This is a genomic window from Stenotrophomonas sp. 2YAF22, assembly GCF_052114665.1.
Taxonomy (GTDB): domain Bacteria; phylum Pseudomonadota; class Gammaproteobacteria; order Xanthomonadales; family Xanthomonadaceae; genus Stenotrophomonas; species Stenotrophomonas indicatrix.
In genome coordinates, this window is the sequence record NZ_JBFRFE010000209.1 from 1 (window position 1) to 6,271 (window position 6,271).

Genomic DNA, 6,271 nt, shown 5'->3' on the forward strand with positions numbered 1-6,271 from the left:
GCGGCCGGCACTACCCAGTCGGCGGCAGGTGATTTCATGAATGGGGAATCCCCCCACCCTGCCCGCTCCGCCACGCCTTCGGTATGCTGGCGCCCTTTCCTGAATCCGGCGCCGCGAGCGCACTGCCGATGAGCCTGTTCCGCCCCCGCGTGCTGCTGTCCGTCGCCCTGATTGGCCTGCTGGCCGGTTGTGGTGGTGAAGAGGTCCGCCCCACCCCGCCCGCGCAGCCCACCGTGGTTCCGCAGGCCAAGCCGGTGAAGATCGGCATCGCGCTCGGCGGCGGCGCGGCCAAGGGCTTTGCGCACATCGGCGTGATCAAGATGCTCGAGGCCAACGGCTTCGAACCGGTGGTGGTGTCCGGCACCAGCGCCGGCAGCGTGGTCGGCGCCCTGTATGCCAGCGGCATGGATGCCTTCCAGATGCAGAGCAAGGCGGTGGCGCTGGATGAAGCCAGCATCCGCGACGTGCGCCTGTTCTCCGGTGGCCTGGTGCAGGGCCAGAAGCTGCAGGACTACGTCAACGAACAGGTGGCCAACCGCCCGGCCGAGCGCCTGAAGAAGCCGTTCGCCGCCGTCGCCACCCAGCTGGAAACCGGCGAGCGTTCGATCTTCGTGCGCGGCAACGTCGGCCAGGCGGTGCGTGCTTCCAGCAGCATCCCCGGCGTGTTCGAGCCGGTGAAGATCGGTGGCCGCAACTACATCGACGGCGGCGTGGTCAGCCCAGTGCCGGTGGATGCCGCACGGCAGCTCGGTGCCGAGTTCGTGATCGCCGTGGACATCTCCAGCAAGGCCAGCGGCAAGGCACCGACCGGCATGCTCGGCATCGTCAACCAGTCGATCTCGATCATGGGCCAGCGTCTGGGCGAGCAGGAACTGGCGCGCGCCGACATCGTGATCCGGCCGAAGGTGCTGGACATCGGTGCTGCCGATTTCAGCCAGCGTGGCACGGCCATCCTGGAAGGCGAGAAGGCCGCGATGGCGGCGATGCCGCAGATCCGCGCCAAAATCCAGCAGCTGCAGAAGGCCCGTGCCGCGGCGTTGGCACCGGCACCGGTGGCGGCGCCCAAGTGCGACGAGCCTTCGCGCCTGGGCAAGCTGATGGGCCGCAAGGAAAAGTGCTGAGGGCTGCAGGGCGCCGCCGCTGAGCGGCGCCGTGGTCAACGCCGCGGGCGATGCCCGGCGGCGTGCTGGCGTTCGAGCTGCTGTTCCTGCTTGGCCGATTCATGCTGGGCAGCGCTCGTCTGCAGGTGTTCCATCGCCCCTTCCGGTACCCACAGCTGTCGACTGGCACGGGTCATCGCGACATAGGCGGCACGCACCGGACTGTGCCTGGAGCGCTCGGCCGGCTTCGCCCTGAAGCAGCAGTCGGACATCGAAACAACTTCAAACTGCAGATTCTTCGCATGTTCGGCCAGGCACAGCACCAGCTGGCTTTCCTCGGCCGGGACCAGGGCCTGCAGCGTCTGCATGATCGTCTGCGGGCTGTCGCTGCGACTGAACAGGTCAGCCAGTGCGCCTTCGCCGCGCTCCTGGAACTGTTCGACCACGCGCTCCCAGTCGCGCAGGGAGCCACCTTCGCGGACCGTGTTCCATGCCTCGATCGGCTTGCGCAGGGCCGCGTTCAGGAGTCGCAGCGTGGACGGATGGATGTGCACCCGCGCGCCACGCACGTGCAGCCGCGCCGCGTCCTGCATCAGCCGCAGCAGGTCACCGTAGATGCGGATGCCGCCGTCGGGCACCTGCGACCAGTCTGCATAGTGCAGCACGCCGGTGGCGCGGTCGGTCGCGCCCATGAACGGCCCGCTGTCGCGCCCGAGGTAGTCCATCGCCAGCGCCTGGTTGACCAGACCGTCGACCTGGCTGCCCTGCCGCACCGACTGGTGCATCTCCACCACCTTGGCCGCGTTCCAGCGTGGCACGCTTCCGCTCAGGCGTTGGTGCGGATCTCCCAGACTGACCACACCCGGCACATGCGCGGCCAGCAACTGCCGCCATGACGGGCTGAGGTCATGCGCCTCGTCGATCAGCAGCATCCCCATTTCCACTGGCGGGGCAACGCCACGCAGCGCCAACCACTTGCCGATGTGGCCCGTGGTCAGGCTCAGGCAGCCGCCGCGCTGGGTGGCGCTGTCGAACATGCAACGCCAGACGTGTTCGGCGGCGGCGATATAGGGCTCGGCGTTGATCATCGACCAGTGCACCGTGCGCTTGAAGTGCCAGGGCTGCAGGCTGGTGGCCGACGATGCACACCACAGGGTGATGGCATCGAGTGCGGTCCTCAGCATCTGTTCCGGCGTTCTGCTGCCGACGCCCTGCAGGCCTATCCGGGCCGCGATTTCGCGTGCCGACAAGGTACTGATACGGTAGGTCGCCACGAAGCCGCCGGTCCTGCCAGTGCGGGCTGCGTGCTGCGCAAGCAGGTTGGCAAACTCGATCTGGGTCAGCAGGCGCTTGGCGGTCTCGCCGCGTACGCGGGCACGGAACGCCTCCACCTGCCCCCGCATGGGCGCCACGTAGGTATAGCGGCCCGGTCGCGCATCCATCAGCGCCAGCACCAGGTGCCCCTTGCCGGTGCCGGCGTAGCCGTCGAGGTCGATCAGCTCGTCCGGATTGGCGGCGATCGTGCGGAGCACTCGCGCCTGTTCGGAGGTGTACAGGCCGTTGCGCTCGATCGCGTGCGTATCGGCATCTGCCGCCTCGACAGCGTCATCGGCGACGTCCTCCTCGCTGCCAAAGGCTGCGGGAAAACGAATGGAATGCTCGCTCAGCGTCTCCTGGCAGGCCTGCTGCAGCGCCAATCCCGGGTAGTGCTGCGGTGAACTGGCGAGGAAGGCCTGGGCGATCTCCGCCGGTGCCAGCAGCACGCCGTTGGCAGCAAGGTCGGACAGCCAAGCATCCAGTTCCGGCTGCGCGCCGCCGCCCTGCCCCGCCAGATGCGTGGTCGCAGCGCTGCTGTCGGCGGCAAACAGCGCACAGGCATCGTGCAGCAGGCGTTCGACCTGCGCCGGTGAATGCAGGCGCTGGCRGCACAGCAGCGCAGCCATCAGGCCGGCCTGTTCCAGCGCCGTCTGCGGCGCCGTGCCATGGCCGATGAAACGCGCCAGCGTCTTGCGCCGCAGCGGCAGGAAAAGGGTGTGGAGCACCGGGTGCGGAGTATCGGACATGCCTGCAATCGAAGAAGAACACGGCGGCACCTGCGCGTGCACGCGCCGCAAGGCAGCGATGCTCGACTACCCGTCCGCCGCCGTCAAATCGCCCGGCAGCCGGTTCATTCCAACTGCGACAACGGCAATGCCTGGAAACCCTTCACCGTGCGCAGCACGAAGCTGGAATTGGCATCGGCCACGCCACCGGCGTTGAGCAGCCTGTCCAGCAGGAAACGCGAGAAGTGCTCCAGATCGCGCACATACACATGCAGCAGATAGTCCATGTCGCCGGTCAGGGCGTGGCAGGCCACCACTTCATCCCAGGCCTGCACGCTGTCGACGAAGTGCCCGATCGCGGCCTGGTCATGCTTTTCCAGCTGCACGCGCACGAACGCCTGCAGCCCCAGACCGAGCCGGCGTGGCTCCAGGCGCGCGCCATAGCCGACGATCACCCCTTCGCTTTCCAGCCGCTGCAGGCGACGCAGGCAGGCCGACGGCGACAGGTTGACCCGTGTCGCCAGCTCCGCGTTGGTGGCGCGACCATGACGCTGGATTTCAGCCAGCAGACGTATATCCGTGCGATCGAACTGGACTTCTCCGGCCATTGTTGCCCCGCAACATGGTGAGTACGCAAGGATATTGCGCCAACAAGGTCAATCCGCGCAACTTTTGCAACCCTGTTGCGCGCCCCCTGCCCTAGCATCGTGGGTATCCCGTCAAGGAGTCTTCCATGGACCTCGCCCAGCCCCGCCGCGTCGAACACCAGCAGACCGACAAGGGCTACGTGCCGGTGTACACCACCGCGCTCGTCGAGCAGCCGTGGGACACCTATACCGCCGACGACCACGCCACCTGGAGCACGCTGTACCAGCGCCAGCGCGAACTGCTGGTCGGCCGCGCCTGCCAGGAGTTCCTGGATGCGCAGGACGAGATGGGCATGAGCGCGCACATGATCCCGCGCTTCGACCAGCTCAATGAAGTGCTGGGCGCGGCCACCGGCTGGACCCTGGTCGGCGTGGAAGGCCTGCTGCCGGAACTGGATTTCTTCGATCACCTGGCCAACCGCCGTTTCCCGGTCACCTGGTGGATCCGCCGCCCCGACCAGATCGACTACATCGCCGAACCGGATCTGTTCCACGACCTGTTCGGCCACGTGCCGCTGCTGATGAACCCGGTGTTCGCCAACTACATGGAGGCGTACGGCCGTGGTGGCGTCAAAGCGCACGCGATCGGCCCCGAGGCGCTGCAGAACCTGACCCGCCTGTACTGGTACACGGTGGAGTTCGGCCTGATCGACACGCCCGAAGGCATGCGCATCTACGGTGCCGGCATCGTCTCGTCGAAGGGCGAATCGCTGTACTCGCTGGAGTCGGCGGCACCGAACCGCATCGGTTTCGACCTGCAGCGGATCATGCGCACGCGCTACCGCATCGACACTTTCCAGAAGACCTACTTCGTCATCGACAGCTTCGAACAGCTGATGCAGGCGACATCGCCGGACTTCACCCCGATCTACGCCGCACTGGCCGACCAGGCGCACCTGCCGGCGGGCGACGTGCAGGCCGACGACCGCGTGTTCCAGGCCGGCACGGGCGAAGGCTGGGCTGATGGTGGGGATGTGTGAGGCGACAGCCGAGGTCCGGCTAAACTTCAAAAGCGTCTGCAGCTTTTGAAGATTAGGGGGCCAATCCTGGGTCTCCGCTATCCTGCACGGCATGACTGATGTGTTTGCCACCCTGCGCGCGACCGACGTCGCCTTCGATGACGACTTCATCCTGTTGACCCTGGCCGACGGCCGCCGCACCCGGCAGCCGTTGCGCTGGGTGCCTGCGCTGTTCGAGGCCACGGCTGAACAGCGCGCGCAGTGGCTGCTCACGACCGATGGGCTGGGCGTGAACTGGCCCGCGCTGCTGCCGGCGCAGGAACGCGGCTTGGTCGATGTTCCGAACCAAGTGTGGGATGACCGCTATGAAGCCGCGCTGGCGCGCCTGAAGGCGGCCGCATGGTCGCTCGATGCGCTGTCCGATGAAGACCAGCAGCTGGTGGCGCTGTGGCGGATGGAAACGGACATCAACAACGGCGGCTTCATGCAGTTCCTGTGCAACTGGGGCGACCCCACCTGCCAGCTGGCACTGCGTGCATTGCAGGCGATGGGGGCAGTGCAGACGCACGCGATCCTGGCCGGCATGCGCGGGCTGCTCGATCGACTGGAAGATGATCCTGCGATCAAGGAACTGACCGACTTGTACGGCGCGATGACCCAACAGGAGCAGGAGGCGCTGCATGCCTTCGACGAGGCCTACTTCGAGCGTCCCGAAGATCTGGCGCGGCTTGGCCTGCAGCAATTCGGTCCCGAGCCCTTGTAGCGCCGAGCCATGCTCGGCTGCTTTTTCAGTTACGCGGATACGCCAACAGCACCACCAGATCCTCTTCGCCCACCTGCTGCAGCGCATGGCTGCTGCCCTTGCGCGTCAGCAACGCATGCCCCGCACGTACGTCGTGCTGTTTTCCATCCAGCACATAGCTGCCCTGCCCGCTCACGATGTAGTAGATCTCATCCTTGTGCTGCGGATGCAGGCCGATGCCCGCGCCCTTGTGCAGCACGCGCTTGCGCAGCACGAACGGCAGGCCCTGCGCATCGGCGAAGAACGGGTACGCCGTGGTCGGCCCGCCGCCGCCATGCGGGCCCGACTGTGTGCGCGCCAGCGTGTCTTCGTGCACCACCTGCGAGGCACGCGCAGGATCGCCGCCCTGCCCCACCCCCATTACATCGCAGTCGATATCGCGCACCAGTGCAGGCTGCAGCGCCGGCAGAACCTGCACCGCCTCGCGCAGCACCAGGCACGCCACCGCGTTGGCACCGGCTACGCTGAAGTGGGTGCCGTCGGCCTTGTGCTGTTCCGGCACGAACAGGAAGTACGGGCGTGCACCCTGCTCGCCCAGCGCCCGGATCCAGCGCATGCTGCGGTCGTTGAGGTCGATCAGTGCAACGTGCTCGCGTGTGGCCAGCTGCTGCATCGCCAACGTGTAACGCGCGTGCGTATCCAGCAGCGAACCGAAGTCGTACAGCAGCCGTGCCACCGGCGTGACCAGCACCGGCGTGGCACCGTGGTCACGCGCCACCTG

The 6,271-nt window shown here is 66.9% G+C and carries 6 protein-coding genes; 3 read left to right on the plus strand and 3 right to left on the minus strand.

Features of this window, described 5'->3' with window-relative positions:
- The first annotated feature begins 128 nt into the window (after positions 1-128).
- Positions 129-1,121: a patatin-like phospholipase family protein gene (locus AB4Y84_RS10195; RefSeq protein ID WP_336023002.1), complete on the plus strand. Its 993-nt coding sequence runs from the start codon at positions 129-131 to the stop codon at positions 1,119-1,121.
- A 35-nt stretch (positions 1,122-1,156) separates the two neighbouring features.
- On the opposite strand, the gene AB4Y84_RS10200 is transcribed toward AB4Y84_RS10195, so the two are convergent.
- Positions 1,157-3,163 (minus strand): hypothetical protein, encoded by a 2,007-nt coding sequence (locus tag AB4Y84_RS10200; RefSeq protein WP_442250089.1) that lies wholly within the window; start codon positions 3,161-3,163, stop codon positions 1,157-1,159.
- Between the two features lie 104 nt (positions 3,164-3,267).
- Complete coding sequence (locus AB4Y84_RS10205; RefSeq protein WP_442244272.1) at positions 3,268-3,750, minus strand: Lrp/AsnC family transcriptional regulator; 483 nt, start codon at positions 3,748-3,750, stop codon at positions 3,268-3,270.
- Positions 3,751-3,875: 125 nt separating this feature from the next.
- On the opposite strand from AB4Y84_RS10205, the gene phhA reads away from it, so the two are divergent.
- Together phhA and AB4Y84_RS10215 are read left to right on the plus strand one after the other, a co-directional pair.
- Entirely contained in the window at positions 3,876-4,769 is an 894-nt protein-coding gene (gene phhA, locus AB4Y84_RS10210; protein WP_025875475.1) for a phenylalanine 4-monooxygenase, read from the plus strand.
- A gap of 91 nt (positions 4,770-4,860) precedes the next feature.
- Positions 4,861-5,511 (plus strand): DMP19 family protein, encoded by a 651-nt coding sequence (locus AB4Y84_RS10215; protein ID WP_442244271.1) that lies wholly within the window; start codon positions 4,861-4,863, stop codon positions 5,509-5,511.
- A 25-nt stretch (positions 5,512-5,536) separates the two neighbouring features.
- Here the strand turns inward: AB4Y84_RS10215 and AB4Y84_RS10220 are convergent.
- A partial coding sequence (locus tag AB4Y84_RS10220; protein WP_442250090.1) for a cupin domain-containing protein occupies positions 5,537-6,271 on the minus strand: 735 nt, incomplete at its 5' end.

Bases quoted from the DNA above. Each gene is read 5' to 3' on its own strand.
- AB4Y84_RS10205 (WP_442244272.1), bottom strand. From the start codon at position 3,750: ATGGCCGGAGAAGTCCAGTTCGATCGCACGGATATACGTCTGCTGGCT.
- phhA (WP_025875475.1), top strand. From the start codon at position 3,876: ATGGACCTCGCCCAGCCCCGCCGCGTCGAACACCAGCAGACCGACAAG.
- AB4Y84_RS10215 (WP_442244271.1), top strand. From the start codon at position 4,861: ATGACTGATGTGTTTGCCACCCTGCGCGCGACCGACGTCGCCTTCGAT.
- AB4Y84_RS10195 (WP_336023002.1), top strand. From the start codon at position 129: ATGAGCCTGTTCCGCCCCCGCGTGCTGCTGTCCGTCGCCCTGATTGGC.